Raw genomic sequence first — 26,809 nt, 5'->3', positions numbered from 1 at the left:
AACCGAGATCGAACGGGCCCGTCACGCCGGATAACCCGGACGCGGCAGACCGTCCGGCGCCCCAGGGATCGCCTTGGGCGTGCTCCGGACCGCGGCGCGTGTGACGTCATGGCATGCGAAAGAGTAACCCGTATAACCCCCGCCCGATTCCGGGCGCGCACGAGGTGCCCCCCCGCATGGCAGAAGCTCGAAGCCAGGTGTCGAAAGACGACGAGTCCCGCCTGTCCGAGGCCGAGATCGCGGTTCACTGGAAGGAGGAAGCGCTCTACTATCCGAGTCCCAAGTTCGTCGGTCAGGCGAACTGGACCGACCCGGGGGTCGTCGAGCGGTTCAGCGAGAAGCACTTCCCGGAGTGCTGGCGAGAGTTCGCGGACCTCCTGAGCTGGGATCGCTACTGGCACACGACGCTTGACACGAGCAAGGCGCCGTTCTGGAAGTGGTTCGTCGGCGGCAAGCTGAACGCGAGCTACAACTGCGTCGACCGCCATCTCGAGAAGTACCGCAACAAGTCGGCGATCGTCTGGGTGCCCGAGCCCGAGGACGAGCCGACGGTGGTCGTGACATACCAGGAGCTGTACAATCGCGTCAACGAGATGGCCGCGCTCCTGCGCGACTTCTGCGGCCTCAAGAAAGGCGACCGGGTCACCATCCACATGCCGATGGTGCCGGAGCTGCCGATCACGATGCTCGCCTGCGCCCGGCTCGGCGTGATCCACTCGGTCGTCTTCGGCGGCTTCAGCGGCGAGGCGTGCGGGACGCGGATCGTCGACAGCGGCAGCCGCGTCCTGATCTCCATGGACGGCTACTACCGCAGCGGCAAGCTGCTCGACCACAAGGTGAACGCCGACATCGCGTGCAAGAAGGCGGCCGAGGACGGTACCAAGGTCGAGAAGGTCCTGGTCTGGAAGCGCCTGCGCGACAAGGCCGCCTCGCCGACCCCCCTGGTCGAGGGCCGCGACTTCTACGTCGACGAGGTCCTCAAGCAGTACCGGGGCCAGCGCGTCGAGCCGGTCTCGATCCCCGCGGAGGACCCGCTGTTCCTCATGTACACGAGCGGGTCGACCGGCAAGCCCAAGGGCTGCCAGCACTCGACCGGCGGCTACCTCGCCTACGTCACGGGCACGTCGCGGTACATCCAGGACATCCACACGACGGACGTCTACTGGTGCATGGCCGACATCGGCTGGATCACCGGCCACTCCTACATCGTCTACGGGCCGCTCGCGAACGCGGCGACGACCGTGATGTACGAGGGCGTCCCGACGTTCCCGGACGCGGGGCGGCCGTGGCGGATCGCCGAGCGGCTCGGCGTCACCATCTTCCACACGAGCCCGACCGCGATCCGGTCGCTGCGCAAGCTCGGTCCGGACGAGCCGAAGAAATACCGCCACAGCTTCAAGTGCATGACCACGGTCGGCGAGCCGATCGAACCGGAAGCCTGGAAGTGGTACTACGAGGTCGTCGGCCGCGGCGAGGCCGCGATCACCGACACCTGGTGGCAGACCGAGACCGGCGGGTTCCTCTGCACCACGAAGCCGGGCATCGATGCCATGAAGCCGGGCAGCGCGGGGCCGCCAATGCCCGGGATCTACCCGATCATCTACGACGAGCAGGCGCGCGAGATCCCGATGGGCGCGGGCAAGGCCGGGAACATCTGCATCCGCAACCCGTGGCCCGGGATCTTCCAGACGATCTGGGGCGACCCGGACCGCTTCGTGAAGACCTACTACGCCAAGTACAACAGGAACAAGTCGAGCACCGACTGGCACGACTGGCCCTACTTCGCCGGCGACGGCGCGATGTGGGCGCCGGACGGCTACATCCGCATCCTCGGGCGCGTCGACGACGTGATCAACGTCGCCGGCCACCGACTCGGGACGAAGGAGATCGAGTCGGCGTGCCTGACGGTCCCCGAGGTCGCCGAGGCCGCGGTGGTGCCGATCGTGGATGCCGAGCGGGGTCGCGTCCCCGAGGTGTACGTCGCGCTCAAGCCGGGCGTGAAGGCCGACCAGGCGATCGCCGACAAGGTCAGCCACGCGATCGAGACCGTCATCGGGAAGATCGCCCGACCGAAGACCGTGCGGATCGTGCCGGACATGCCGAAGACCCGGTCGGGGAAGATCATGCGCCGCGTGCTCGCCTCGATCTCCAACCACATGGACTACGGCGACATCACGACGCTCGCGAACCCCGAGGTCGTCGAGCAGATCCGCGTCCAGGTCCAGGGCGCCGGGCCGGTCCAGAAGAAGGAGGGCCCGGCCGACATCAAGGAGTTCGGCAAGGACGTCTAGCCCGGGCTCGATGCGCTCGGACGATCGCCCGGGCGAACCCCTTCCCGCCCCCTCGACCGCCTACCGCGAGCGCTGCCCGGACTGCGGCGGTCGGCTCGGTCCTCCGGTGAGCGGCGACGTCCACTGCACCGTGACCTGCACCGTCTGCGGTGCCGAATTCGAGCTCGACGACCCGGCGATCGCGCGTTCCGGTCCGGCCGGAGCCCGTTAGGTCCGCGCCCCCCGCATCGTCGCGGGGGCGAACGTGGGGATGCGGGCGAGGTGGATGCCGGCGAGCAGCGCCCAGAGCAGGAGCGGGGCGACGATCAGTCGCTCCATGCCGCCGACGCCGAGCGGTCCCCAGATGCCGGCATAGAACAGACCGAAGGCGATCAGCCCGACGACCCCGCTGAGGAGCGTGTAGGCGCGGTAGCCGTCCCAGCGCGTGTCCCGGAACATCGCGAGGGCGAGGACGATCAGCGCCAGGTTGCCGAGGAGGAAGGCGATCCCAGCCGAGATCACGTGTACCGTCGTGTTGTAGTCCTCTGGCGCGAGCCCGACCCCGATCGCGCCGATACCGGCGATGACGAGCAGGCCGAGCCCGATCGAGCGCGTGGCCCGCGCGGGAAAACCGGTCCGGATCAGGAGGGTTCCGACGACCAGGAGGAGCCCCATCAGGATGATCGAGACGTTGAACACCTCGTGGAGCGGCGAGCAGACGTAGATCCCGTTCGGCGGGTAGACGCTCGCGTGGTAGACGCCGCAGTAGTAGGCCCCGAGGTCGCTGATGTAGTTGCGCGTCAGGCTGTAGGTCGTCCCGGAGTAGCCGAGCTGGGTGACGACCATCCCGACAATGAACTCGATAACCCCCACGATGTACAGGATCGCCCCGTGCCGCACGGAGCGGTGAACGAGCGGTCCGTAGCGCTCCGACGGCGCCGAAGGGGCCCCGGGGTCGCCGCCCACGCCCCGCGCCTCAGTCCTGCCGAGCGTTGCGCTCGTAGGAGGCGTCGCTCGCTCGCTTCAGGCGCGCGCCGTCGCGGTCGCAGACGGGCCGCGCGCTCGGGGGCACGTCGATCACGTAGCCGCCGCCGCATTTCGGACACTCGTAGTATGGCATGGTAGTGCTCCGGAACTGGTAGCTCGGTCCCTTATAAAGGGCCGCGGTGGACCGCACGGACCGCGCGAGCCCTTATCCCGGCGCGCCGGTGGGCGCGCGTGCGCCACCGTGAGGAGGGCGGCAGCGGCTCCTCCCGCGAGCGCTTCCGGGACAACGACGCCTACCGGGCCGCCCGCGAGTGGCAGCGCCTCGAAGGCACACCGCAGCGCGAGCTGTTCCGGGTGCTGCGCGAGGACTTCCTCTCCCGCCACCCCGGCCGGGGGCCGTGGGTGCTGGACGCCGGTGCGGGACCCGGTCGCTTCACCGCCCGGCTCGGACCCCCGGACGCTCGCGACCGGGTTGCGCTCGACATCGGTCGATCGGTTCTGGAGGAGCTTCGGCTGCATTGGCCCAACGGCGTGGGAGCGCCGGCCGTTCCCCAGCGGGTGCGGGGCGACGCCGTCGACCCGCCGTTCGCTCCCGGCGGGTTCGGCACCGTCGGCGCGATGGGGAACCTCCTCGGGTTCGCCGGCCCGGACAGCCGACGCGCGCTCCGTCGACTCGCCGAGCTGGTCGGGCCGGGCGGAACGCTTATCCTCGAGGTCGCGCCGGGTCCGGGAGAGCGGAGCCGGTATCTGCATCGATTGCCGCCGGGTGCGGTCGCCCGACTCCTGCGCTCCCCGCTCGCCGTGATCCTCTCCCGGGTCGCCCGCGAGGGCTTCGTCGCCCTCCCGGCGCGGCGCGCCACGCCGCGCACGTTCGATCGCCTCGACGTCGCGAGCGTCGAGCGCGAGGTCGCCGCCGCCGGCTTCGTCCGGCGCGAGGCGCTCGCGGTCGCGCCCGGACTCGGAGGCGAACCCGAGCGCGTGGCGAGGGCGGCGGGCGATCGCACGGCCTGGTCGCGCCTGCTCGAACTCGAGCAAGCGCTCGGTCGCGACCCCGAGCGGTGGCCCCGGGCCGCGGCGGTCCTGCTCGCGTTCGAGCGAGGTCCCCGCGAGACGCTCAAGCGAAGTCTAATGTAACACGGCCGACCCATCTTCGAGGGGGGGCGCCGTGGCGAAGGAGCAGACCCCGGCGAAGAAGGCACCGGCCGGCGCGACCCGTTCGGTCACGGTGCCGGGGCCGGAGGACCTGGAGCGTGCCAAGGACGATGCGCTGCTCCAGCTGCGGATCGGCCGGTCGGCCCACGTCTACGCGATCGTGGTGTCGGCGCTGCTCGGCCTCGACGGCATCCTGCTGCTCTACTTCCAGCCCCACCTGGGCTCGCTGCCGCCGGGCGCCTGGTCGGTCTCGTTCTACGTGCTGCTCCCGATCGTGGCGGGCGTCGCCCTCGCCGCGGTGGGACTTGCCTCCAAGTGGGAGGAGTACGCGCTGTGGCCCTGGGAGGCACATTTCTCGACGAGCGTGGGCGCCCTCGCCGTCAACGTCCTGATCCTCGTCGCCGCGCTCGCGCACTTCGCCGGCTATTCGAAGTTCGCCGGGCTCCCGCTGTGGCCGTGGATATTTCCGGCGGCGCTCGCGGGCATCTCGCTCGCGATGGTCTCGCTCGTGCTCACCTGGAGCGGCTGGACGACCCGCCAGTGGGCGAGCGCGATCTCCGCGCTGCTGCCGCTCGCGACAGGCCTGCTGTTGCTCTTCCCGCCGAGCGGGGCGAGCTCCGTGGACGACGTGCTCGCGATCGGCATGTTCCTGAGCGCGATCTTCTACCAGACGTCCGGCTCGTTCCTCCACCTGATCTCCTCGGGAACGCGGACCCACGAGCGCGAGCTGATCACCTCGGGCCAGTCCAAGATGTTCCGCATCGCGGACGAGATCCGGGAGAAGGAGGAGGCGCTGCACTTCCGCGAGCTCGCGCTCGTCAAGCGCGAGGCCGCTGCCGAGAGCGACGAACTATCCATCAAGCGCCAGCGCGACGCCCTCGGCGAGGGGCGCACCCAGCTCGATCAGCTCGAGGAGGACTACCGCAAGCGCTCGGACGCCGTCGTCGCCAAGGAGCGGGAATGGGCGTCCAAATCGGCGGACATGGACAACCGCGAGCGCCAGGTCGAGGACCGGAACAAGGCGCTCGACCTGCGCGAGCAGGAGGTCGGTCGGGTCCAGCCCCAGATCTCCGAGCGGGAGCGGCGACTCGTCGATCGCGAGGGCGAGCTCACGAAGCGCGACGTCGAGCTCACCCAGCGCCAGCAGGAGCTCGACCGGCGCACGGGCGGCCTCCCGGACATCGAGAGCCGTCTCGACGCCCGCAAGAAGGAACTCGACCAGAAGACCAACGAGCTACTGCGCCGCGAGGGCGAGGTCTCCGCCCGCGAGATGGCGGCCGGCGGAGCCCTGCCGGCCGCGACCGCCACCGACCTCGCCTCGCGCGAGGCGAAGCTCCAGCAGTTCAAGGCCGTCCTCGACGAGCAGAACGTCGCGCTCGGCCGCAAGGCCCGCGACAACTCCGACCGGGCCAAGCAGGTCGAGGCGGCGCAGAAGGCCGCCGCCGCCAAGGAGGCGAACCTGGCGGCCCGCGAGGCCACGCTCCGCCAGAAGGAGGCGGAGGCGGCGGACGCGCTCAAGGACGCCCAGGACCGCCGGAGCCGCTACGACAACGCCGCCCAGGAGTACCAGACGCGATCCAGCGCGCTCGCCAAGAGCGAGGCCACGGCGGCGCAGCGATCCACCGACCTCGAGCGCCTCGGCAAGGGATTCTCGGACCGGGAGTCCACGCTCAGCGCGCGTGAGGCGCGGCTGAAGGCGGCCATCGCCGAGGTCGAGCAGCGCGAGAGCCGCGTGAACGCCCGCGAGCGCGCGCTCGCGACCGAGGCGTCCGAGGTCGGCCTGCGCCGCCAGGAGCTCGCCCGCGGGGCGGAGCGCGCGGCCGGGGCCGGCGCGGGCGCCGGCGCGGCCCGCGCGGTGCCGCGGGAGGGGGCGGGCACCGTCCGCGACCTGGCCGCCGAGGCCGTCGCCCCGGCCGAGACGCTGCGGCCCCCCACGGGGCGACGGCTCGCGGACCGGCTGCCGACCGGCACGCCCCGACTCGACGACCTCCTGCTCGGCGGTCTCCCGCCGCGCTCCCACGTCGTGCTCGTCGGCGACGCGTTCGTCGGCAAGGAGGTGGTCGTCTACGGGTTCCTCGCCGAGGGGCTGAAGCGCGGCGAGCCGGTGATCCTCGTGACGGCGGCCCGTCCGCCGGCCGAGGTCACCGAGAGCCTGGGCCAGGTCCTGCCGCAGTTCCGGGAGTACGAGCAGATGGGCATGGTCACGTGGGTCGACGCCTCGGGCGCCGCGCCGGGCGGGCCGGCGAACGGCCACCGCCTCGCCGCCAAGGGCTCGGACGATCGCGCCGGCATCCTCTCGGCGCTCGTCAAGGCCTCGAAGTCGGCCGGGGGCGACGGCGCCCAGGCCTTCCGCGTCGGCTTCCTGGGCCTCTCGGCCGTGCTCGCGCACGGCGACGAGCGGGCGAGCTTCTCGTTCCTGCAGAACGTGGTCGGGATCCTCAAGCCGAGGAGCGCCCTCGCGCTCTACACGCTCGAGGGAGGCGCGCTCTCCGAGTCGCAGGTCGAGACCCTGCTCAGCCGCATGGACGGCGCGATCATCTTCCGGCAGGACCGCGACAAGACGTTCCTCGCCGTCAAGGGCCTCGGCGACGTGCAGACCCGCGACTGGGTCGAGTGTCGCGCGTCGAACCGCGGCCTGATCGTCGGGTCGTTCGCGCTCGAGCGCATCCGCTAGTCCGGATATTCCGCGCGATCGACCACGAACCTCGGCCGGCCGTCCCGGAAGAACCGGACGAGGTTCTCGAGCGCGAAGTCGAGCGCGCGCCCTTCGGCGCCGGCGACGGCGCCGGCGCAGTGGGGCGTTCCGACGAAGTTCGGGAGGCTCGCGAGCGGGAAGCGGGCCCCCAGGGTCCCCGCGCGGTAGTCCTCGTTCCACCAGACGTCGAACGCGGCCCGGAACTCCGGATGACTCTGGAGGTGGCCGTAGAGCGCCCCCTCGTCGACCGTGCCGGCTCGCCCGACGGCGACCAGGGTGGCGTCCGGCCGCATGCGCTCGAGCTCCGCGCGGCCGATCGAGCCGGTCGTCCGACGGGTCAAGGGCCGAACGTCGAAGACCAGATCCGCGGCCGACAACGCTTCGGACAGCTGCTCCGAAGAGAACATCCGCTCGACGCCCGGAGCGGGGCGGCCGGTCCGGTTCAATCCCGCGACGCGGGCACCGAAGGCCGCGAGTCGCCTTCCGATCTCGGTGCCGATCTCCCCGTAGCCGAGCACGAGGCCCATGGCGCCGTAGAGGGTTCGCTGCGTTGCGACCGGGCGGAGGCGGCCTTCTCGGACCATCTCGATCGAGCGCGGGAGGTCCCGCAGGGCCGCCAGCGCGAGCAGGATCGCATGCTCGGCGACGTACGGCGCGAACGCCCCGACGTTGCCCGCGATCGCGACGGCCGGGCCGAACCGGTCGAACGGGAAGCCGTCGAGCCCCGTGTAGATCCGCTGGACGAACCGGAGGCGCGGGGTCGACCGATCGTCGAAGATCGCATCGGAGCGTCCGAGCGAGTCCGCCAGGACGGCCTCCACGTCCCGCCATGCGTCCGGCGCCGTCCGATCGAGATAGGCCCAGGCGACCTCGGGCAGCGCCCGGTCGATCGCCGCTCCGACGTCGTCGCGAGGGCGGAGCGTGACGAGGAGCCGGGGTCGGTCGCTCTCCACGTCGCTCCCCACTGCGTCGACCCTCATCCTGCTATCCGCCGATCGGGGTCGCGGGCACCGACCTCTTGAGCTGCGGATCGCTGCGCGGGCCGTGCGGAGGAGCGGCTTCTCGATCCATCACGTGTTGCTGGCCGCTCCTCCGGGCTCGGAGGGGACGGCGCGGGCGTTCTTCGTGGGGGTGCTCGGGATGCGAGAGGTCGCCAAGCCGGACCGTCTCGCTCGCCGGGGCGGGATCTGGCTCGATCTCGGGATGCAGCAGCTGCACATCGGGGTCGATCCAAAGTTCCGACCGGCCGAGAAGGCACATCCCGCCTTCGAGGTGGAGGATCTCGACGCTCTCCGAGCCCGACTCGAGCGGTCGGGCGTCCCCTCCTGGGAGGACGAGCCGTATCCGGGTCGGCGCCGATTCTACGTCCGGGACCCGTTCGGTAACCGGCTCGAGTTCCTCGCCTCCGTGACGGCGAGGCGCCGTCGCCCGGCGCGGCCTCGCAGCTCCCCTCGAGCACCCCACCGCTAATCCGCCCGCCGCGTCCTCCCCTCGACGGCATGGTCGCCCGCGCCGCGGTAACGTTCGACCTGTGGCACACGCTGGTCCACCTAGAGGTGTCGGAGGAGGCCCGGTATCTCGAGCGCCAGCTCGACGCGGCCGCACGGGTGCTCGCGGCCGCCCCGGACGCCCCGGGCGCGCCGTCCCGATCGACCGGGGAGCTGCGGGAGGCGTTCGCCCGGGAGCTTCGGGCGGCGGTCGTCGCCTCCCACGAGGGCCGAAGCGTCACGCCCGCCGAGCAGATAGCCCGAGCCGCGGAGGCGACCGGCCGTCTCGCGCGACCAGAGGCCTACGTGCGCGAGCTCGAACACATCGTCGCGACGACTCGGTTCATCGCCGCACCAGGGGCGCGGGAGGCGATCGAGCGCCTGCGCTCGCAGGGCTACGCCGTCGGGGTGATCTCGAACACCGTCGGCGAGCCGGGCCGGTTCCTGCGGCGAGCCCTGGCCCCGCTCGGCTTCGACGCGGCCATCGAACGCTACGTGTTCAGCGACGAGGAGGCCTGGGCCAAGCCGTCGCCCGAGATCTTCCGGGCCACGCTGACGCGGCTCGGCTCCGAGGCGAGCCGGGCGGTCCACGTCGGCGACAGCTGGGCCGACATCGAGGGCGCCCGACGCGCCGGGCTGCGGGCCGGTGTCCTCTTTACCGGCCTCCAGCAGTACGCTCCGCAATACCGGGACCTGAACTTCGCTCCCGAGTTCGACCGCGGCACGGCGGACTTCCAGCTCGACGACCTGCGATCCCTGGCACCGCTCGTCGGCCGGATTCTCCCAGCGGAGTGAGCCGGCCGGCCCCGGGTTATTCTTCACCCATCTGGCGCGGCTTCGGGATCACCCGCGGCTGCTCGGCCAGCGTGGGCATCCCGGTTTTCCCCTCGACGATGTCGCAGTCCTTCCAGTTGACACCGACCGTGACCTGGGGAAAGGCGACCTTCAGCGTGTAGTTAGCCAGCTTGCCGATCACGAGACCCTGGGAACCGACGACCAGGTTGGGGTTCATGACCGACAGATCTCGCGTCAGGATCACGCGCGTGTGGCCGAAGACGACCCGGGCGAGCTCGTTGCGGTCTTCCACGTTTCGCCGAGACCGGTCGGTGGATTAAACCTCCGCCGGAGGGCGCGCTCCGGACGCCTCCGGAGTCGGTTATCCGTCGCTGGCCGTGTAACGCGTAAGAACCGACGAAAATAGGGTCTAAATATCGGGACGGCGTGCGAGGCGCTAACATGCCGGCCACCGCGACGATGGAAACAGCGCATGGGATGACCGAAGCTCCGCCAAGAGTGGAGGAGAAGCCGGAATGGTGGGCGAGCCCTGCGACCCTCGGGTTGTTCGGGTTCGGAATGACCACCATCCTGGCCGGGCTCTTCGTGGGGGGATGGATCGGGGTCGGCCCGGTCCTTTCGATGGCCCTGTTCTACGGAGGGACGGCACAGTTCCTCGCCGGGATCATCGCGTTCCGGAAGGGGAACATGTTCGCGGGCTCTGCGTTCGCGTCATACGGAATGTTCTGGTGGGCGTTTAACTGGTTCAACGTCCAGTACGGCGCGATCACGAACGACTACGCGGTCGCGGCCTTCCAGTTCGTGTGGTTCCTTGTGACCCTGACGTTCTTGCTCAACGCCTACAAGCACGGGATCGGCGTCTTCCTGGTGTTCCTGACGCTGACGATCGCCTTCCTGCTGCTCACCTGGCTGTTCTACGCAGCCGCGGGCGGGCACCCCCTGACGACGCAGGAGGCCCAGATCATCGGCGGCGAGATCATCCTGACGGGATTCCTCGCCTGGCTGACCGGGACGGCGGACGTCACGAACTGGAACTACGGGCGTAAGATACTGCCACTCTGAGGGTATCTAGAGTCCGTGGCCAACCCCTTCCTTCTTCTCTTTTCTCTCCCCTGCCTAAGGGGCCCACGCGCTCGCGGGGGACCGGCCCGCGTGGCGGGCCCTCAGCTGCCCGTCCAGATCAGGTGACTGTCGCCGAACTCGTGCCAGAGGTAGCCGTGCGTGACGGCCTGCCGATACGACTCGCGGACGCGGTCCTCCCCCGCGAACGCGATCAGCAGGGCCAGGTGCGACGTACGGGCGTCATGGAGGCCGGTGATCAGGCCATCGATCGAGCGGATCCGGTCGCTCGCCTCCAGCACCCTCCGGCTGAAGCCGCGCCCCGGACGCACCCGGCGACCGTCGCAAGAGGTCTCGAGCGCGCGTACCACGGTCGTGCCGACCGCGACGACGCGGCCGCCGGCCTCCCGGGTCGCGTTGACCCGCTCCGCGGTCGCGGGCCCGACCTCGAACGGCTCGGGGTAGACGGGCGGGACCGGATGGGGTCCCGGGTCCGCCTCGAGGCTGGAGACGCCCGTGTGCAGCCACAGCCGCGCGACCCCCACCTCCCGTCGCGCGAGCTCGCGAAGGAGCCGGTCCGTGAACGGTCGTCCGGCGCTCGGCATCTCGGAGCTGCCTGGCACGCTTCCGAAGACGGTCTGGTACGCCTCGAGCGGGTACGAATGGTCGAGGTACCCGTAGCGGATCGGGGCGCCGAACCGCTCCATCGCGCGGGCCAGGCTGCCCCGGGCCTGAAAGAACCAGAGGCGATCCACGGACGGATACGGCCCGATCGCCCGGAGGGTCTCCCCGCCCGCGACGACCGCCTCGCCCGCTCGTAGACCGATCGGGCCCGGTCGGTCCGGCCCCCAGCGGGGCTCGGCCAGCCAGACCCCGTCGCCGTAGTCGGTCGAGAGGTTCAGCCGGAACGGGGGACCGTCCTCGCGCGTCGCGGGAAGGCTGGCGGGCAGGGTCGCGCTCTCGTTGACCACCAGCAGGTCGCCCGGCCGAAGTAGGGCCGGCAGGTCGCGGAACGTGCTGTGCGTGGACCCGGACGGGTCGGTCACCAACAGTCGCACCCCGTCGCGGCCGATCCCTCGCTCCTCGGGCGTGAGGGTCGCCTCCAGGGTGCGGGGCCGGTCGAACTCGAGCGAGGTCGCGGGCGTCACGGGGGAAGCCCCCAATGGTCGGCCTGTGCCCGGAAGCGGCGCCCGGTGATCTCGGCGTGCGGCTGGCCGAGCAGCCAGGCCCAGAACGGAAGGGTCACGTCCGGCGGCGGTCGCTGGACGAACTCCGACGGCGGGAACGCCGGCTCCGCACCGGGGGTCTTCATGTCTCCCGGATCCACCGCGACGACCGCCACCCCGGCGGTGGCGAGCTCATGCGCGAGCGTGAGCGAGGCCAGGTCGAGCGCGGCCTTGCTCGCGCCGTAGTTTCCCCAGCCCGGGTATCCCCCGACCGCGGCGTCGCTCGAGAGGTTGATGACGAGGCCGTGCCGAGCCTTGAGGGCCGGGAGGAGCGCCTGGACGAGGGCCACCGGCGCCACGAGGTTCGTCCGGTAGACCCGCTCGAGATCGTCGAGGCGCGCGAGCGCGAGCTCCGGCAGCGGGGTCGGTCCCAGGATCGCCGCGTTGTTCACGAGCAGGTCGAGGCCGCCGGTGCCGGCGACCTCCGCGACGAGCCGCGCCCGGTGCCGGGCGTCGGTGACGTCGCCCGGCAGCACCACGGTCCGACCGCCGTGGACGGCGAGCGCCCGTCCGACCCGCTCCAGCGCGGCCCCGTCCCGAGCCGTCAGGATCCGGTCGAATCCCTTGCCGGCCAGCGTCCGGGCGATGACCTCGCCGAGCCCGCGGCTCGCCCCGGTGACGAGCGCGAGGGGCCGCGGCTCCTCCGGGCTCATCCGGCCTCCGCGCGGGGGCGAACCAGGAAGCGGCAGACCGGATCGCCGGCGACGACCCGGTGCGAGGTGTCGACCCGGGCCCGGAGCATCGACTCGAACATGCGGCGTTCGACCTCGCAGGCCTCGGGGTAGACGCCCGCGATGGCGAGGATCGGGCAGTTGTGCTCGCGCATCTCGGTCGTCGAGCCCTTCGTCCCGCCGACCTCGGCCATGTAACCGCCCTCCGAGCGCAGGCGCGCGAGCGCCTCCACCCGCCGGCGCAGCTCCGGCGCCCCCAGCCGCGAGCGGTTCTCGTCCGCCACCTCGTGAGCGCGTTCCTGGAGCATGCGGACGACCGCGTCCCGACCCAGCCAGCGCTCGATGAAGCCGAGGGCGCTGAGCGACATCTGCGAGTAGGCCTGCGGGAACAGACGGCGGGATCGGTCGCTGAGCCGGAAATGCACCGACGGTCGACCGATCGGCCGGTGCTCGTACGCTCGCTCGACGAACCCCTGGTCCTCCAGCGCCGTCAGGTGGTGCAGCGCGGCGACCTTGGAGATCGCTCGGGCGCGGGCGAGGTCCTCGAGCGAGAGGCCGGGCCGCTGCTTGAGCAACAGGAGGATCTCTCGCTTCGCGGACGAGAATCCGGTCGGCAGCGGATCCGCCTCGGGGTCCGTCATCGAGGACCCGCAGCCGACCGCAGTTTATACACTTATGAGTTCACAAAGTTAAGGAAGCGCGCTCCCGCCGCGCGCGACGGCTCCGCCGCGCGGCGCCCCGCAGTACGGGCAGCGCCGGGCGGACGCGGGGACGGGGTTCCCGCAGAAGTCGCACGGCACCATCGGCACCGGCGGCGCCTTGCCTTCCGCGACCGCCGCGGTGATCGCGTCGCGCTGGCGCTTGCGCGCCTCCATCTGGAGACGCGTGCGTTCCCGGCGGGCCTGCCACGCCTTCGCGCCGGGACCGAGGGCGGCGTTGATCGCCTCGGCGACCGCAGGGGGGTCGTCCACCGCGACCCGGATCTCGGCGCCGACGTCCTCGAACCTCTCGCCCATCTCGATGAAGCGGCCGAAGAGCACCCCGGCGGGTCGGCAGTTGTAGAAGAAGAGTTCCGGGCCGACGATCCATTCGCCCCGCCGCAGGATCTCGGGTCGACGCAGCACGTGGACGCACCGAAGATCGGTGAGCACGAGGAACCCGCGCGCGGTGCGCCAGCACCGGAGCAAGCGCTCGCCGTCGAACAGGTCCAGGACCCGGCGGGCGGGAGCCGACATCTGGTCCGGCTGCGTCACCCAGTCCGCGGGGATCCCGTCCGTACCCGGTGGATCGGCCATCGCCGGGCCGCGCACACGCGCCGCGGCCATAACGCTCGCGCGAAGAGCTTACAGTCCCGCCCCCGCTCCGTCGACCATGGTCGCGGCGCGCGCGCGAACCGCCGGGGCCGCGACGGCCCGCTCCCGGGTGACCGCGGTCGTCCTGGCCGCGGGCACGAGCTCGCGGTTCGGCCGCTCCAAGCCGCTCGCTTCGATCGGCGGCGTCCGACTGATCGATCGCACCCTCTCCTCGGTCGCGGAGGCTGGCGTCGACCGGACGGTCGTCGTGGTAGGCCACCGCGGGGCGGAGGTCCGAGCGGCGATCCGGTCGCGCCAGGTCACCGTCGTGGAGAATCCGGAGTTCACGCGCGGCATGAGCGGTTCGCTGCGGCGGGGGGTCCGGGCCGCGAGCGACTCCGACCTCGCCCTGATCGTGCTCGCCGACCAGCCGTTCGTGGCCGCCGACACGATCCGGACCCTCGTCGATCGGGCACGCGCGGGCGACGGATCGATCTTCATCCCGACCTACGACGGCGTCCGCGGCAACCCGGTGCTGTTCGACCTACGGCTCGCCCCGGAGCTCGAGCGTGTCGACGGGGACGTGGGCTGTCGCGCGATGTTCCCCCGCCATCCCGAGGAGATCCGCGAGGTCCCGGTGGACGACCCCGGGATACTCGTGGACGTGGACACCGAGGACGAGCTCGCCCGTCTCGCCGCCGCGCTGAAGGGCGGCGAGCCGCTGCGTCACCTGCTCGACCGGGTTTCCGAGCCGCGCCGACGGCTCCATACCACCTCCGGTGCGGTCCCCCGCACCCGCCGCCTGCGCCGGGCACCGGACATCGACGCCATCGCCGCGGAGATGCGCCGCCAGGGTCAGCCGTTCGCCCTCGCCACCGTGGTCCGCGTCGTCCGCCCCACCTCGGGGCGTCCGGGGTACAAGGCGGTCGTCCGAGCCGACGGTTCGCACACGGGATGGGTCGGTGGCGCCTGCACCGAGCACCTGCTCGTCTCGGAGTGCCTCGCGACGATCGCCGCACAGTCCCCTCGCCTGCTCCGGGTCGCTCCGGGCGTGGAACCGGGCGGGTCCGAAAGCCCCGAGGGCGTCGTCGAACGCAACATGGTCTGTCAGAGCGGAGGAACCGTGGAGATCTTCATCGAACCGAACGTCGCCAAGCCCGAACTCCTGATCGTCGGCGACTCCCCGGTCGCGGTCAGCCTCGCGACCCTGGGCGGGGTCCTCGGCTTCCGGGTGGTGCTCGTCGCCCCCGGCGCGGACCCGACCGAGCTGCCCGAGGTCGACGAGGTCGTCGGCGGGCTCGAGGCGCTCTCCGCCCACCTTTCCCCGACGACCTACGCGGTCGTGGCCAGCATGGGGAAGTACGACGAGTCGGCCCTCGCCCCCATCGCCCGAGCGCCCGTCGCCTTCGCGGGGCTCGTCGCGAGCCGCACGCGGGCCCGGTCGGTGTTCGACGCGCTGCGGGAGGACGGCATCTCGGAGGCGCAGATCGGCCGGATCCGCAATCCGGCCGGGATCGACATCGCCGCGAGCACGCCCGAGGAGATCGCCCTGAGCGTGCTGGCCGAGATCACCCGCGTGCGACGGACCGCGGTTCCGCCCCTCCCTGCGGAGGGCGGTCCGGCCCCAGCGGCTCCGGCGCCCGGCGCGGCGGTCGACCCGGTCTGCGGCATGACGGTGGAGACCTCGACACCGCTGCGCGCCGAGCACCTCGGAACCACCTACTACTTCTGCGCCGAGGGCTGCCGCCGAAAGTTCGTTCGGGCCCCGAAGCGCTACCTTGCCCGCGCGCCGCGCTCCGGCTGACCGAGCGCGGGCCGTCGATCCTCCGAGGGCGCCCGTCGTTTCCCCGTGACCGAGCCCGAGCCGCTGCGCGAACCTTCCGCTCGCCGGTTCGCGGCCCACCTCGCCGCGCAGGGTCTGACGCGGCGGGTCCTGGAACTGCCGGAGTCGACACGCACCGCGGCCGACGCGGCGCGGGCGGTGGGGTGCCAGGTCCGCCAGATCGTCAAGTCGCTCGTCTTCCGGGCGGGGGCCGAAGGGCCGCCGGTCCTGTTCCTGGTCGCGGGGTCGAACCGGGTCGATCCCGCGCGTGCGGCCGAGTTGGTGGGCGTTCCACTGGAGCGGGCCGACCCGGAGTTCGTGCGGTCCGTGACCGGCTACGCCATCGGCGGGGTCCCGCCCGCCGGCCACGCCCGGTCGATCCCCGCGTACGTCGACTACGAGCTGCTGGCCGAGAGCGAGCTCTGGGCCGCGGCCGGCCACCCGCACGCGGTGTTCCGGCTGAAACCCCTCGAGCTGCTCCGGCTCACCCGGGCGCGCCCGGTGCCGCTCGACGCGCGGCCGCCGGGTCCCGCCCCCGGAGCTCGGTGGGTCACCTTCGACTGCTACGGCACCCTAATCGACTGGCGGGCCGGCCTGATCGAGGCGGCCCGCCGCCGCGGGTGGGTCGACTCGGCCGAGTCCGGCGACGCCTTCTTCGCAGCCTACCTTGCGGCCGAGCCGGCCGTCGAGGGCGCAGCGTACCGTCCGTATCGCGAGATCGTGGCGGCGACGGTGGGGCGGGTCGGCGAGCAGCGCGGGCATCGGATCGCTCCCGGCGCCGCGGCGGAGTTCGTGGACTCGGTGCCGGAGTGGCCCGCGTTCGCCGACGCGGCGCCGCTGCTGCGCGAGCTGCGCGCGCGGGGGCGCCGCGTCGCGATCCTGTCGAACATCGACCGGGACCTGCTGGCCGCGACGCTGGCCCGGCACGATCTCGAGGTCGATCGAACCGTCACGGCGGAGGAGGTGCGGTCGTACAAGCCGGCGCCGGCCCACTGGATCCGGTTCCTCCGAGCGACCGGGGCGGATCCCCGGAGCACGCTCCACGTGTCGGCGAGCTACGAGTACGACCTCGAGACCGCCGGCCTCCTCGGCGGCCGGACCGCGTACGTCGCGCGCTACGGCCCGCTTCCCGCGGAGCGGCCGGTCGACCGACGCCTGGCCGATCTCGCGAGCGCGGCCGAGCTCCTCGGCGAGGCCTAGGCGCCCTCGAGCCGCTTGCGCGCGTTCTCGAAGAGTCCGTCCGCCTTCTTGTCGACGGTCGAGCGCACCATCCGCTCGCCGATCGTGGCCACCGGCCCGCTCAGCTGGACCTCGCCCTGCCAGTGGACGGCGCTCTGGCCCTCGGCCGCCGCGATCGCGATCGAGAGCTGAGCGTCGATCCCGCTGCCGAGGCCCGTGCCGTTGATCCGGGCGGTGAGGGCGGTCGGTGGGGTCCGCTCCCCGTAGGTGCCGCGGATGCGGAAGGTGCCCCGGATGAAGGCGACGCCGGTCGTCACGGTGCCCTCGAAGTGGTCCGTATCGACCGCGTGCACCTGGTGCGGGTCGTCCAGGCAGTCGATGAACCCGACCGGATCGAGGAAGAAGGCGTACACCTTCTCGGGCGGAGCGCGGACGCGGAAGTCGCCCTCGATGTGCATCGCCGGGTCGGAGCCTACTTCGGGTCCTTCGAGTGGATCGCCTGCCAGACCTTGTACGGCGAGATCGGGATGTCGATGTTCGTCACCCCGTAGGGCTGCAGCGCATCGATGACCGCGTTGACGATCGCGGCGGGTGCCCCGACGGTGGCGGACTCCCCGACGCCCTTGGCGCCCAGCGGGTGGTGGGGGCTCGGCGTCACGGTCTTGCCCGTCTCCCACTTCGGCGTCTCCACCGCCGTGGGCAGGAGGTACTCCAGGAACGACGGCGCCCGGCTGTTGCCCTGCGCGTCGTACGGGATCTCCTCGAGGAGCGCGGGCGCGAAGCCCATCGTCAGCCCGCCGTGGATCTGGCCGTCGACGATCATCGGGTTGATGATCGTGCCGCAGTCGTCGATCGCGACGAAGCGCCGGACCTTCACCTGGCCGGTCTCCTTGTCGACGTCGACCGCGCAGATGTAGCTCCCGAACGGGTAGGTCATGTTCGGCGGGTCGTAGTAGTCCACCGCCTCGAGCCCGGCCTCCATGCCCTGCGGGTGGTTGGTGTAGGCCGCGAACGCGACATCGGCCATCGTCTTGGACTTCTCGGGGACGCCCTTGACCTGGAACTTGTGGTCCTTCCACTCGATGTCGTTCGGCGACACCTCGAGAAGGTGGGCGGCGATCTTCGCCGCCTTCTCGCGGATCTTCCGGGCCGCGATCGCCGCGGCGGCGCCCGCCGTCGGCGTGCTGCGGCTCGCGTAGGTGCCGAGACCGTAGGGCGCGGTGTCGGTGTCGCCCTCCTCGACCGAGATGTCCGCGGCCGGGATGCCGAGCTCCTCGGCCAGGATCTGGGCGTACGTGGTCTCGTGGCCCTGGCCCTGGGACTTCGTGCCGAACCGGGCGAGCACCTTGCCGGTCGGGTGGATCCGGACCTCGGCCGAGTCGAACATCTTGATGCCGAGGATGTCGAACGTCTTGGAAGGGCCCGCGCCGACGATCTCGGTGAAGCTCGAGATCCCGAGGCCCATGAGCTCGCCCTTCGCGCGCTTGGCCGCCTGTTCCTTGCGCAGCGCCTCGTAGCCGATCATGTCCATCGCCTTGCGCAGCGCGCCGGCGTAGTTGCCGCTGTCATAGGTCCAGCCGAGCGCCGACGTGAACGGGAACGCCTCCGGCGGGATGAAGTTCCTCAAGCGCAGCTCGGCCGGGTCGAGCTGGAGCTGGTGCGCGAGGCTGTCCATCAGCCGCTCGATCGCGAACACGGCCTCGGTGACACGGAACGAGCAGCGGTACGCGATGCCCCCGGGCGGCTTGTTCGTGTACGCCGCATCGACCTCGACGAACGCGTGCTGGAACGGGTACGAGCCGGTGATGATGTGGAAGAGTCCCGCGGGGAACTTCGACGGGTTGGCCGCGGCGTCGGTGTAGCCGTGGTCGGCCAGGGTCTTCACCCGCAGCGCGGTGACCTTCCCGTCCTTGGTCGCGCCGACCTCGGCCTCGATGTGGTAGTCGCGCGCGAACGAGTCGGCGGTCAGATTACCGGTCCGGTCCTCGATCCACTTCACCGGCTTGCCCGTGGTGAGCGCGGCGACGACCGCGATCACGTAGCCCGGATAGACCGGCACCTTGCCGCCGAAGCCCCCGCCGATGTCCGGCGAGATGATGCGGATGTTGTTCTCGGGTAGGCCGCTGACGAGCGCGAAGACGGTGCGGATGGCGTGCGGGGCCTGGGTCGTCATCCACACGGTCAGCTTGCCGTTGACGTCGACCTGGGCGACGCAGCCGCAGGTCTCGATCGACGCGACGTGGATCCGCGGGATGTACAGACGCTCGCGGGCGACGACGGCGCTCGACTTGAGCGCCGCCTCCGTGGCGGCCCGGTCGCCGACCTCCCAGTGCCAGATGTGGTTGTCCTTCTTGCCCTTGTCCGTGCGCAGGACGGGAGCGCCGGGCTCGAGGGCCTTGAACGGATCGATAACGACCGGCAGCGGCTCGTAGTCGACCTCCACCGCCGCGACCCCGTCGGCCGCCGCGTAGCGGTCCGTGGCAACGACCGCAGCGACCTCCTGACCCTGGAACATGACCGTGTCGGTGGGAAGGACCATCTGGGTGTCCGACATCAGCGTCGGCATCCAGGCGAGCTTCGCCGCCGCCAGGTCCGCGCCGGTGATGACCGCGAGCACACCGGGGACCTTGAGCGCGGGCTCCTTGCGGAGCGCCGTGATCTTCGCGTGCGCGTACGGGCTGCGCACGAGGTCCATGAACAGCATGCCGGGGAGGTTCACGTCGTCGACGTAGTTGCCCTTGCCTCGGATGAAGCGGACGTCTTCCTTGCGGGCCAACGACTGGCCGATGCCGCCGGGGACCGGCGCGGCGTCCGCCATGCTCAGGTCCCTCCCTTCGGGGCCTCGCGGAGCTGGGTCGACGCGTACTGGACCGCTTTGACGATGTTGACGTAGCCCGTGCAGCGGCACAGGTTGCCCGACAGGCCCCGGCGGATCTCGTCCTCGGTCGGATTCGGGTTCTTCGACAGCAGGGCGACGCTCGCGAGCATCATGCCGGGCGTGCAGTAGCCGCACTGCAGTCCGTGCTCCTTCGTGAACCCCTCCTGCACCGGGTGCAGCTTGCCGCCGGTCTCGAGCCCCTCGACGGTCGTGACGCTCCGGCCGTCGACCATCACCGCGAGCAGGTTGCAGGACTTCGCGGCGACCCCGTCGACGAGGACGGTGCAGGCGCCGCAGTGCGCCGTATCGCAGCCGATGTGCGTGCCGGTGAGACGGAGGCGCTCGCGAAGGTAGCTGACGAGCAGCATGCGGGTGTCGATCGTGGAGCGATGCGCCACGCCGTTGACGCTGATGTGCACCGTCCGCCGCCCGTTGGGGCTGCCGGCCGTCGCGACCTCCTCGACGTCGATCGCCATCGTCAGTGCCCTCCCTTGGCCCGGGCGATCGCGCTCGCGACCGTGCGACGGGTCCAGACCCGGACCATGTCCTTCTTGAAGTCGACCGGACCCCGGTTGTCGCCGATCGGCCGGGCCGCGTCGGCCGCGAGACCGGCGGCGCGTTCGACCTCCGCGGCGTTGCCGCTTTTTCCGGCGAGCGCGTCCGCGGCCGCCGCGGCGTAGATCGCCGTGGGCCCCACGTTGGTGAGGCCGATGCCGGCCTTGGCGATCGCGCCGTCGGCGCCAAGACGGAGGCTCACCGCGACCGCGGCGGTCGCGAAGTCGCCGACCTTGCGTTCCATCTTCGAGTAGGCGCTGCCCGAGCCGGCGCCGGCCTTCGGCACGCTTACCTCGGTGAGCACCTCGTTCGGCTGGAGCGCGGTGACAAAGGAGTCCTGGTAGAATTGCCGGGCCGGTATCGCGCGCGAGCCCTTCGGTCCCTGGACCTGGTACTGCGCGTCCAGCGCCATCAGGCACGCCGGGAGATCGTTGCCCGGGTCGCCGTGCGAGGCGTTGCCGCCGACCGTCCCCCAGTTGCGGACCGTGGGGTCGGCGATCTCCCCCGAGGCATCGAACAGCGCGCCGTAGCGGGCCCGGACGACGTCGCTCGCGTGGAGCTCGTTGATCCGGGTGAGCGCCCCGATCCGCAGGAACGCTCCGTCCTCCCGCACGTAGGCAAGGTTGGGCACGCGATTGATGTCGATCAGCGCCCCGGGTTGCGCCAGGCGGAGCTTCATCATGCCGATGAGGCTCTGCCCTCCGGCGAGCACCTTGGCTTCTCCCTGGTGCTGGTCGAGCAGCCGAATCGCTTCCTCCAGGCTGGTCGGCGCGTAGTAGTCGAAGCTCGGTGGATACATGGTTCAGGGCGGCGACACGCCGCGCGTCGGCGAGGGGTCGGAGAGTTATGAACCCTTCTCAGACGCCGGCGCCGCGCCGCCGGTCGGACACCCGAAACGGTAGATACGCGTCGGCGGTCCGACGCCCGGATGCAGCCCGCGCAGTTCGCGCGCCACGTCGGCCAGCTCGTGGAGCGACGCGAGCCGTTCGCGATCGCGACCGTCACTCGAACCGAAGGCTCGACGCTCGCGAAGCCCGGGTTCAAGATCCTGATCGCTCCGAGCGGAGCGATCGTCGCGGGGACGCTCGGGGGCGGCTGTCCGGAAGGACCCGTCGTCGCGGGCGCGCTCGAGGCCCTCGAGCTCGGCGAGCCACGCGTCCTGCGGGTGCACCTCGTGGACACGGAGGCGTCGCTCGCCGGCACCGCGCGCGGGACCGATCCCAATGAGATCTGGGTCCAGACGAACTGCGGCGGGACGCTCGAGCTCTACATCGAGCCGATGCTGCCGAGCCGCCGGCTGGTGATCGTGGGCCAGGGCGGTCGCGACGACGTCGAGGAGGCGCTGGTGCATCTCGGCATGCGGCTCGGCTTCGAAGTGATCGTGATCGATCCGAACCCGTCGCTCAGCGAGGCGCCGCACGAGCTGCTGCGGGAGTCGACCGTGGACGTCCACCGCCTGGGCCTCGGCGCTCTGGACTCGGTGATCGTCCTCACCAAGGGCGAGCGGGACGTCGCCGTCCTCGAGTCGCTCTCGCACGTTCCGCTGCGGTTCGTCGGGCTGCTCGCGAGCCGACACCGGCTGCGCCAGGACACCGAGGAGCTGGTCCGGCGCGGTGTTCCTCCCGAGTTCGTTCGGGCCCTGCACGCGCCGATCGGGCTCGACATCGGCGCGAAGACGCCCGAGGAGCTCGGGGTGGCCATCCTCGCGGAGGTCATCCAGACCCACTACGACAAGGCGACGGGGCGTCGCCCGTCCACGGACCGGACGGACGGCGCCTGACCCGCGCCGGGACGCCGCGCGGCCGGGTCAGTCCGGCGCGGGCGCCAGCTGGAGCAGGGGCGCGGCGGACGGATCACGCACCGGATGGTCCCGGACGTAGGCTCCGTAGTACGGGACCCGCTCGGCGACGCACGTCCGGAACGCCTGCCGGATCTCCCGATCGTCCAGGCCCCGCGTCGGGATCAGGTCGTCGTTGCGGTTGAGACAGCCCTTGAGCTCCCCGCGGTGCGTCACCCGGATCCGGTGGCAGTTCTGGCAGAACTCCCGGTTATAGACCGGGTCGACGACCTCCACCTCCGCGCCGCCGAACTGGTAGATGCGGCGGTGGTGCATCTCGCGCACCAGCACGCGGTCGGCGCGGCGCGCGAGCCAGCCCTTGACGGAATCGATGTCGACGGACCAATCCTTCGGTCCCACGAGCTCGGGCATGAACTGGATCAGCTGCAGCTTGAGCCCTTCGTTCCGGCTGACGAACCGGATCATCTCCGGGATATGCTCGACCGTGGGGCGGAAGACGACCATGTTCAGCTTCACCGGCTTGAGGCCCACGTGCAGCGCCCGCTCGATGCCCCGCAGCACCGGCGCGAGCGCCCCGCGACGGATCTCCCGGAACGCCGCCGGGTCGAGCGAGTCGATCGAGACGTTGATCCGCTTCAGGCCGGCGTTCCGCAGCGCCTCGGCGCGCGCGGCGAGCATCGACCCGTTCGTCGTCAGAGAGACGTCGTCCATGTGTCGCACGGTGCGGTCGACGATCTCCTCCATGTCGTGGCGGACCAGCGGCTCACCGCCGGTGAACTTCACCGAACGGATGTCGAACTCGCGCGCCACGCGGACGATCCGCTCGATCTCGACCGGCGACATCTCCTCGGCGTGGGGGGCGCGGGGGCGATCGACCGGCCCGAGGCCCTCGTCGTGGCAGTAGATGCAGCCGAAGTTGCAGCGCTTGGTCACACTGACCCGCAGGTCCGTGACCCCTCGGCCGAAGCGGTCGACCAGCACGCCGGACCGGACGTCCAGAGAGGGTATAGGCTTGCGCGACGGCTCGGAGGCCGCCGATCGGTCGCGGGGAAATGTTCATTCGCCGACGGCGGCTTTGGAGGCCGATGGCGACCGCGAACGGGGCCGGCGCGAGCGATGCGTCGTCCTGGGTCGATGCGCCCGGGGTGTCCGCGTTGCTGCTCGCGCAGAACTATCTCGCGGACGCGCCGCTGTCGATGGCCGTCTTCCTGAGCGCGCGGCTCGGGAAGCCGCTCCTCGTCGAGGGCGAGCCGGGCTGCGGCAAGACCGAGATCGCCAAGGCGCTCGCCGCGGCCACCGGCGTCGAGCTCCTGCGGCTCCAGTGCTTTGAGGGCCTGGACGCCCGCTCGGCGCTCTATGACTGGGACTACCCGCGCCAGCTCCTGACGATCCGCCTGCACGAGCGCGATGGCGCCGATGCCCGCCTAGAAAAGGAGGTCTTCAGCGAGCGCTTCCTGCTCAAGCGACCCCTCGTCCGGGCGCTCGAAGGGGACGGCGCGCACCGCCCGGTCCTCCTCATCGACGAGATCGACCGCGCGGACGAGGAGTTCGAGGGTCTGCTGCTCGAGTTCCTTTCCGAATTCCAGGTGACGATCCCCGAGCTGGGCACGATCCGAGCGAAGCGGATCCCGCTCGTCGTGATCACCTCCAACCGCACCCGCGAGCTGAGCGACGCGCTAAAGCGCCGCTGCCTGTACGTCTACCTCGACTACCCGGACGTCGAGAAGGAGGTCGCCATCGTCCGGCGTCGCCTTCCGGACCTCGCACCGGCGCTCGCCCGGAGCCTGGTGGGCTTCGTGCAGCGGCTGCGTTCGGAGCCCGAGCTCGCCAAGCGCCCCGGGGTCGCCGAGACGCTCGACTGGGCCGCCGCGCTGCTCTCGCTGGGGCGCCGCCAGCTCGATCCGGAGACGATCGAGGCGACGCTCGGGTTCCTCGTCAAGGACGCCCAGGACCTGCGTTCGATCGGACCCGACCGCATTGCCGCCCTGCTGGGGTAGATTCTGTGGCGTTCGACGCTCGCGCGATCGAGCGGCGGCTGATCGATCGGATCGCCGCGTTCGGGTCCCACCTGCGGCGTGCGGGGATCCCGGTCGGCACCGGGGCCGAGCTTGACTTCGCGGCCGCAGCGGCGGTCGTGGACCCATTCGACCGACGGCAGTGGCGCGAGGCCGCGACGGTCACGCTGGCGAAGTCGCCGACCGAGGCCGCCGCCGTCGCCGCGGAGTTCGACGCGTTCTTCCGGGAGGGCGGTGCGGCCGGTGCGCGGCCGCGGCCGGGCTCGGAGGTCCGCGCGCTCCGGCCGAAGGCCCCGCGCCCTCCGGCCGGGACCGCTGCCCGGCGTCGTTTCGAGCGCGACGAGCCGGTCCTGGTCGCGGTGCCACTGGGGACCTACAGCATGAGCGCGCCGCGACGGCCGCACGCGCTGTCCGCGCTCGCCGACCGCGAGCTGCGGGCCCTGCGACGCGGCGCGCGCCGGTTTCGCCGCGAATCGGCGCGGCTACCGGGCCGTCGCCGCACCCGTTCGCGTCACGGCCGCGTCGAGCTGGGCGACACGATCCGCTTGAGCATCCATCACAGCGGGGAGCTGCTCGAGCTGCGTCGGGCCCGCCCCCGGCCGACGCGCGCGGAGTTCGTCCTGCTCTGGGACGTCAGCGGGTCCATGCGCGAGCACGAGAGCCGATTCTTCGGCCTGGTCCACGCGCTCGAACGGACGTCGCGACGAGGACGGGTCTTCGCGTTCAGCACGCGGGTCGAGGAGATCACCGCCGACGTGCGCCGCTTCGGCTACCGACGCGCGCTCGAGACCGTGAGCCGGCGGATCGACGGCGCGGACGGCGGGACCCGGATCGGCCGCTCCCTCGGGGAGTTCGTGCGGCGCTTCGGCGGGACCCTGCGCGAGCAGACCACGCTCGTCATCCTGAGCGACGGCTGGGACCTGGGGGAGACCGACGAGGTCGCCCGAGAGCTGGCCCGTCTCCGCCCGCGGGTCGGGTCGATCGTCTGGGTCGCTCCCTACACCCGGCGGGCCGGCTTCGAACCTCGCGTGGGGGCGCTCGAGGCCGCCCTCCCCCAGATCGACCGGTTGCTGGGTCCCGAGGACTTCGAGTCCCGCTGGCCGCTGCGGGCGTTCCCGATCTAGCTCAGCTCTTGTGGGGCGGCAAGGCGCCGCCCTCGGCGGCCCCCTTCGCGCGGCGGACCGGCCGCACGACCAGGACCGGGCACGGGGCATCGGTCGCCAGCCCGGAGGAGACGCTGCCGAGCAGAAGGCGTCGACCTCGCGTGAGCCCCCGCGTGCCGGCGACCGCGAGGTCGTGGGGGTGGTGGTTCAGGTACTCGATCAGCGACGGCACGGTCTCGCCTCTCAGCGCGACCGACTCGAGCGACGGGACGCCGCGAGCGGTCGCGGCCGTGCGCATCTGTTCGATCAGTACCGAAAGCGACTGACCGTCCGCATCGATCGGGACGAGGCTGTCCAACTCGGCATCGGCGGCGGTACGCGAGGGCGGATGGACGGTGGCGACCGTGAGGGCCGAGCGGAATCTCGCGGCGACCTCCAGGGCCACCTGGAACGCGCGGCGAGATTCCGGGGACGCGTCGAACGCGACGAGGATCCGATCGAACATTGGGCGCGCTGGGCCGGGCACGGGGCTCCTCGGCTTAAGGGAGCGTCCCGGTCGCTCGCGACGCGTCCGGCCGTAACGCGGCTGAGACGTTTAGAGGGGCTGGGACGTGGGGCGGCCGTGGCCTCCCCGCGCTACGACGTGGCCGTCGTCGGGGCCGGGATCGTCGGCGGAGCGTGCGCGAGGGAGATCGCGCGGGCCGGGCGATCGGTCGTGCTGCTCGAGGCGGGAGAGCCCGGGCGGGAGACCAGCTGTCGCGCGATGGGCCACGTGGGCGTCTATGACGACAACCCGGCGCAGCTAGCGCTCACCCGGCTCGCGCTCGAGCTGTGGGCGAAGGAGGCGCCCCGGCTGCCCCCCGAGGTCGAGTACGTGCGTCGGGGATCGCTCTGGATCGCGACCTCCGAAGAGGAGATGGCCGAGGTTGCCGCGAAGGAAGCGCGGTTCCGCGCCCACGGAGTCGAGGCCGAGTCGATCGACGGGGCACGACTGCACGAGCTCGAGCCGAACCTCCGGGCCGACCTGCCAGGTGCCTGCTGGGTCGCCGGGGACGTCGTGCTCGACGCGGCCGAAGCCACGCACTACCTGCTGCGGGAGGCCGTGTCCGCCGGGGCCGAGCTCCGCGGCGGTGCGCACGTTCGCTCGCTGGGGCCGGAGGGAGTCGTTCTCGACGACGGAACGCGGGTGGCGTCGGATCGGATTGTCCTCGCCGCCGGATGGCAGGCACCGCGGCTGATGCCCCAGCTGCCAATCCGACCGCGCAAGGGGCACATCGCCCTGATCGCGCCCCGGCCGGGCTTCGTCCGTCACCAGCTCTCCGAGATCGGGTACGTGCGCGACACCGAAGCGTCGCGGGACGACGTCATCTCGTTCAGCTTCCAACCCCGCACGAGCGGCCGATACCTGCTGGGCGCGACTCGCCAGTACGTCGGCGAATCGCTCGAGGTCGATCCGCGTGTGATCGAGCGCCTGCTGGCCCGGGCTCGGGAGTTCCTGCCGGAATTCGACCGTCTGACGGTCGAGCGCACCTGGGCCGGACTGCGGCCGGCCGGTCCGGACTCGATCCCGATCCTCGGTCGGGTGCCGGCGCGTCCCTGGCTGTTCCTCGCCGCCGCCCACGAGGGCATCGGCATCACGACGTCGATCGCCACCGGAAGGATCGTGGCCGACCTGATCGACGGGCGTTTGCCCCCCCTCGATCCTCGGCCGTTCCTCCCCGATCGGCTCGGGGATTCGCTGGGAACGGCCTAGGGCGCGTCGGGGGCTCCGGAGCGATCCTAGTGGGGGTAGTCCCCCGGTTCGCGCCCTCGGTGGCGGGACGAG

The 26,809-nt window shown here is 71.5% G+C and carries 27 protein-coding genes; 13 read left to right on the top strand and 14 right to left on the bottom strand.

Annotated features, from left to right (window positions below; translation table 11 throughout):
* The first annotated feature begins 176 nt into the window (after positions 1-176).
* Positions 177-2,291 (top strand): acetate--CoA ligase, encoded by a 2,115-nt coding sequence (gene acs / locus VEL82_08680; protein HXW67931.1) that lies wholly within the window; start codon positions 177-179, stop codon positions 2,289-2,291.
* Positions 2,292-2,301: 10 nt separating this feature from the next.
* Positions 2,302-2,502 (top strand): hypothetical protein, encoded by a 201-nt coding sequence (locus tag VEL82_08675; GenBank protein ID HXW67930.1) that lies wholly within the window; start codon positions 2,302-2,304, stop codon positions 2,500-2,502.
* On the opposite strand, the gene VEL82_08670 is transcribed toward VEL82_08675, so the two are convergent.
* On the bottom strand, positions 2,499-3,236 hold the full coding sequence (locus VEL82_08670) for a DUF998 domain-containing protein (GenBank protein HXW67929.1): 738 nt from the start codon (positions 3,234-3,236) through the stop codon (positions 2,499-2,501). The genes VEL82_08675 and VEL82_08670 overlap by 4 nt on opposite strands.
* Positions 3,237-3,246: 10 nt before the next feature.
* A complete protein-coding gene (locus tag VEL82_08665) occupies positions 3,247-3,390 on the bottom strand; it encodes a hypothetical protein (GenBank protein ID HXW67928.1) in 144 nt (47 codons plus the stop codon).
* 98 nt (positions 3,391-3,488) lie between these two features.
* Between VEL82_08665 and VEL82_08660 the strand changes: the two genes are divergently transcribed.
* Both VEL82_08660 and VEL82_08655 read left to right on the top strand, forming a co-directional pair.
* Positions 3,489-4,391: a class I SAM-dependent methyltransferase gene (locus VEL82_08660; protein HXW67927.1), complete on the top strand. Its 903-nt coding sequence runs from the start codon at positions 3,489-3,491 to the stop codon at positions 4,389-4,391.
* Positions 4,392-4,422: 31 nt separating this feature from the next.
* On the top strand, positions 4,423-7,083 hold the full coding sequence (locus VEL82_08655; GenBank protein ID HXW67926.1) for an ATPase domain-containing protein: 2,661 nt from the start codon (positions 4,423-4,425) through the stop codon (positions 7,081-7,083).
* On the opposite strand, the gene VEL82_08650 is transcribed toward VEL82_08655, so the two are convergent.
* Positions 7,080-8,084 carry an NAD(P)-dependent oxidoreductase gene (locus tag VEL82_08650; GenBank protein ID HXW67925.1) on the bottom strand — a complete coding sequence of 335 codons (1,005 nt, stop codon included), beginning with the start codon at positions 8,082-8,084 and terminating at the stop codon, positions 7,080-7,082. The two genes, VEL82_08655 and VEL82_08650, sit on opposite strands and share 4 nt — an antisense overlap.
* Before the next feature lie 64 nt (positions 8,085-8,148).
* On the opposite strand from VEL82_08650, the gene VEL82_08645 reads away from it, so the two are divergent.
* Together VEL82_08645 and VEL82_08640 are read left to right on the top strand one after the other, a co-directional pair.
* The gene (locus VEL82_08645) at positions 8,149-8,574 is read left to right on the top strand and encodes a VOC family protein (GenBank protein HXW67924.1); all 426 of its coding nucleotides are present in this window, start codon (positions 8,149-8,151) and stop codon (positions 8,572-8,574) included.
* A gap of 29 nt (positions 8,575-8,603) precedes the next feature.
* A complete protein-coding gene (locus VEL82_08640) occupies positions 8,604-9,386 on the top strand; it encodes an HAD family hydrolase (GenBank protein ID HXW67923.1) in 783 nt (260 codons plus the stop codon).
* Positions 9,387-9,402: 16 nt separating this feature from the next.
* Here VEL82_08640 and VEL82_08635 read toward each other — a convergent pair whose 3' ends face one another.
* Positions 9,403-9,678, bottom strand: a complete 276-nt coding sequence (locus VEL82_08635) for a hypothetical protein (protein HXW67922.1) — start codon at positions 9,676-9,678, stop codon at positions 9,403-9,405.
* A 149-nt stretch (positions 9,679-9,827) separates the two neighbouring features.
* Between VEL82_08635 and VEL82_08630 the strand changes: the two genes are divergently transcribed.
* Entirely contained in the window at positions 9,828-10,448 is a 621-nt protein-coding gene (locus VEL82_08630) for an acetate uptake transporter (GenBank protein HXW67921.1), read from the top strand.
* 101 nt (positions 10,449-10,549) lie between these two features.
* Here the strand turns inward: VEL82_08630 and VEL82_08625 are convergent, their stop codons facing one another.
* From VEL82_08625 to VEL82_08610, 4 genes are read right to left on the bottom strand one after another with little or no spacing between them, the layout of a single operon-like run.
* The gene (locus VEL82_08625) at positions 10,550-11,593 is read right to left on the bottom strand and encodes an S-adenosylmethionine:tRNA ribosyltransferase-isomerase (GenBank protein HXW67920.1); all 1,044 of its coding nucleotides are present in this window, start codon (positions 11,591-11,593) and stop codon (positions 10,550-10,552) included.
* Positions 11,590-12,324, bottom strand: a complete 735-nt coding sequence (locus VEL82_08620; GenBank protein ID HXW67919.1) for an SDR family oxidoreductase — start codon at positions 12,322-12,324, stop codon at positions 11,590-11,592. Before VEL82_08620 ends, VEL82_08625 begins: the two co-directional genes overlap by 4 nt.
* Positions 12,321-12,983: an ArsR family transcriptional regulator gene (locus VEL82_08615; GenBank protein ID HXW67918.1), complete on the bottom strand. Its 663-nt coding sequence runs from the start codon at positions 12,981-12,983 to the stop codon at positions 12,321-12,323. The genes VEL82_08620 and VEL82_08615 overlap by 4 nt, the downstream gene beginning before the upstream one ends.
* A gap of 48 nt (positions 12,984-13,031) precedes the next feature.
* Positions 13,032-13,637 (bottom strand): hypothetical protein, encoded by a 606-nt coding sequence (locus VEL82_08610; protein ID HXW67917.1) that lies wholly within the window; start codon positions 13,635-13,637, stop codon positions 13,032-13,034.
* 76 nt (positions 13,638-13,713) lie between these two features.
* Between VEL82_08610 and VEL82_08605 the strand changes: the two genes are divergently transcribed.
* Together VEL82_08605 and VEL82_08600 are read left to right on the top strand one after the other, a co-directional pair.
* On the top strand, positions 13,714-15,438 hold the full coding sequence (locus VEL82_08605) for an NTP transferase domain-containing protein (GenBank protein HXW67916.1): 1,725 nt from the start codon (positions 13,714-13,716) through the stop codon (positions 15,436-15,438).
* Positions 15,439-15,483: 45 nt separating this feature from the next.
* Complete coding sequence (locus VEL82_08600) at positions 15,484-16,656, top strand: YbaK/EbsC family protein (GenBank protein HXW67915.1); 1,173 nt, start codon at positions 15,484-15,486, stop codon at positions 16,654-16,656.
* Here the strand turns inward: VEL82_08600 and VEL82_08595 are convergent.
* Genes VEL82_08595 through VEL82_08580 form a run of 4 tightly spaced genes read right to left on the bottom strand, consistent with a single transcriptional unit; the run spans position 16,653 to position 20,867 of the window.
* Positions 16,653-17,093 carry a carbon monoxide dehydrogenase subunit G gene (locus VEL82_08595; protein HXW67914.1) on the bottom strand — a complete coding sequence of 147 codons (441 nt, stop codon included), beginning with the start codon at positions 17,091-17,093 and terminating at the stop codon, positions 16,653-16,655. The two genes, VEL82_08600 and VEL82_08595, sit on opposite strands and share 4 nt — an antisense overlap.
* A 14-nt stretch (positions 17,094-17,107) precedes the next feature.
* Positions 17,108-19,453, bottom strand: coding sequence for an aerobic carbon-monoxide dehydrogenase large subunit (locus VEL82_08590; GenBank protein HXW67913.1), 2,346 nt, complete (start codon positions 19,451-19,453; stop codon positions 17,108-17,110).
* A 2-nt stretch (positions 19,454-19,455) separates the two neighbouring features.
* Positions 19,456-19,989: a (2Fe-2S)-binding protein gene (locus VEL82_08585; protein ID HXW67912.1), complete on the bottom strand. Its 534-nt coding sequence runs from the start codon at positions 19,987-19,989 to the stop codon at positions 19,456-19,458.
* 2 nt (positions 19,990-19,991) lie between these two features.
* Positions 19,992-20,867 (bottom strand): xanthine dehydrogenase family protein subunit M, encoded by an 876-nt coding sequence (locus tag VEL82_08580; protein HXW67911.1) that lies wholly within the window; start codon positions 20,865-20,867, stop codon positions 19,992-19,994.
* Between the two features lie 129 nt (positions 20,868-20,996).
* Between VEL82_08580 and VEL82_08575 the strand changes: the two genes are divergently transcribed.
* Positions 20,997-21,848 carry an XdhC family protein gene (locus tag VEL82_08575; protein HXW67910.1) on the top strand — a complete coding sequence of 284 codons (852 nt, stop codon included), beginning with the start codon at positions 20,997-20,999 and terminating at the stop codon, positions 21,846-21,848.
* 27 nt (positions 21,849-21,875) lie between these two features.
* Here the strand turns inward: VEL82_08575 and moaA are convergent, their stop codons facing one another.
* Complete coding sequence (gene moaA / locus VEL82_08570; GenBank protein HXW67909.1) at positions 21,876-22,847, bottom strand: GTP 3',8-cyclase MoaA; 972 nt, start codon at positions 22,845-22,847, stop codon at positions 21,876-21,878.
* A 104-nt stretch (positions 22,848-22,951) separates the two neighbouring features.
* Between moaA and VEL82_08565 the strand changes: the two genes are divergently transcribed.
* Both VEL82_08565 and VEL82_08560 read left to right on the top strand, forming a co-directional pair.
* The gene (locus tag VEL82_08565; GenBank protein HXW67908.1) at positions 22,952-23,863 is read left to right on the top strand and encodes a MoxR family ATPase; all 912 of its coding nucleotides are present in this window, start codon (positions 22,952-22,954) and stop codon (positions 23,861-23,863) included.
* Positions 23,864-23,868: 5 nt separating this feature from the next.
* Positions 23,869-25,005: a VWA domain-containing protein gene (locus VEL82_08560; protein HXW67907.1), complete on the top strand. Its 1,137-nt coding sequence runs from the start codon at positions 23,869-23,871 to the stop codon at positions 25,003-25,005.
* 1 nt (position 25,006) lies between these two features.
* Here VEL82_08560 and VEL82_08555 read toward each other — a convergent pair whose 3' ends face one another.
* Complete coding sequence (locus VEL82_08555) at positions 25,007-25,489, bottom strand: universal stress protein (GenBank protein HXW67906.1); 483 nt, start codon at positions 25,487-25,489, stop codon at positions 25,007-25,009.
* A gap of 117 nt (positions 25,490-25,606) precedes the next feature.
* On the opposite strand from VEL82_08555, the gene VEL82_08550 reads away from it, so the two are divergent.
* Positions 25,607-26,737: an FAD-dependent oxidoreductase gene (locus VEL82_08550; protein HXW67905.1), complete on the top strand. Its 1,131-nt coding sequence runs from the start codon at positions 25,607-25,609 to the stop codon at positions 26,735-26,737.
* Positions 26,738-26,809 lie beyond the last annotated feature (72 nt).

The sequence above is a fragment of the Thermoplasmata archaeon genome (genome assembly GCA_035622275.1).
Taxonomy (GTDB): domain Archaea; phylum Thermoplasmatota; class Thermoplasmata; order Lutacidiplasmatales; family UBA184; genus Lutacidiplasma.
This window is presented reverse-complemented; position numbering and strand designations above follow the sequence as displayed.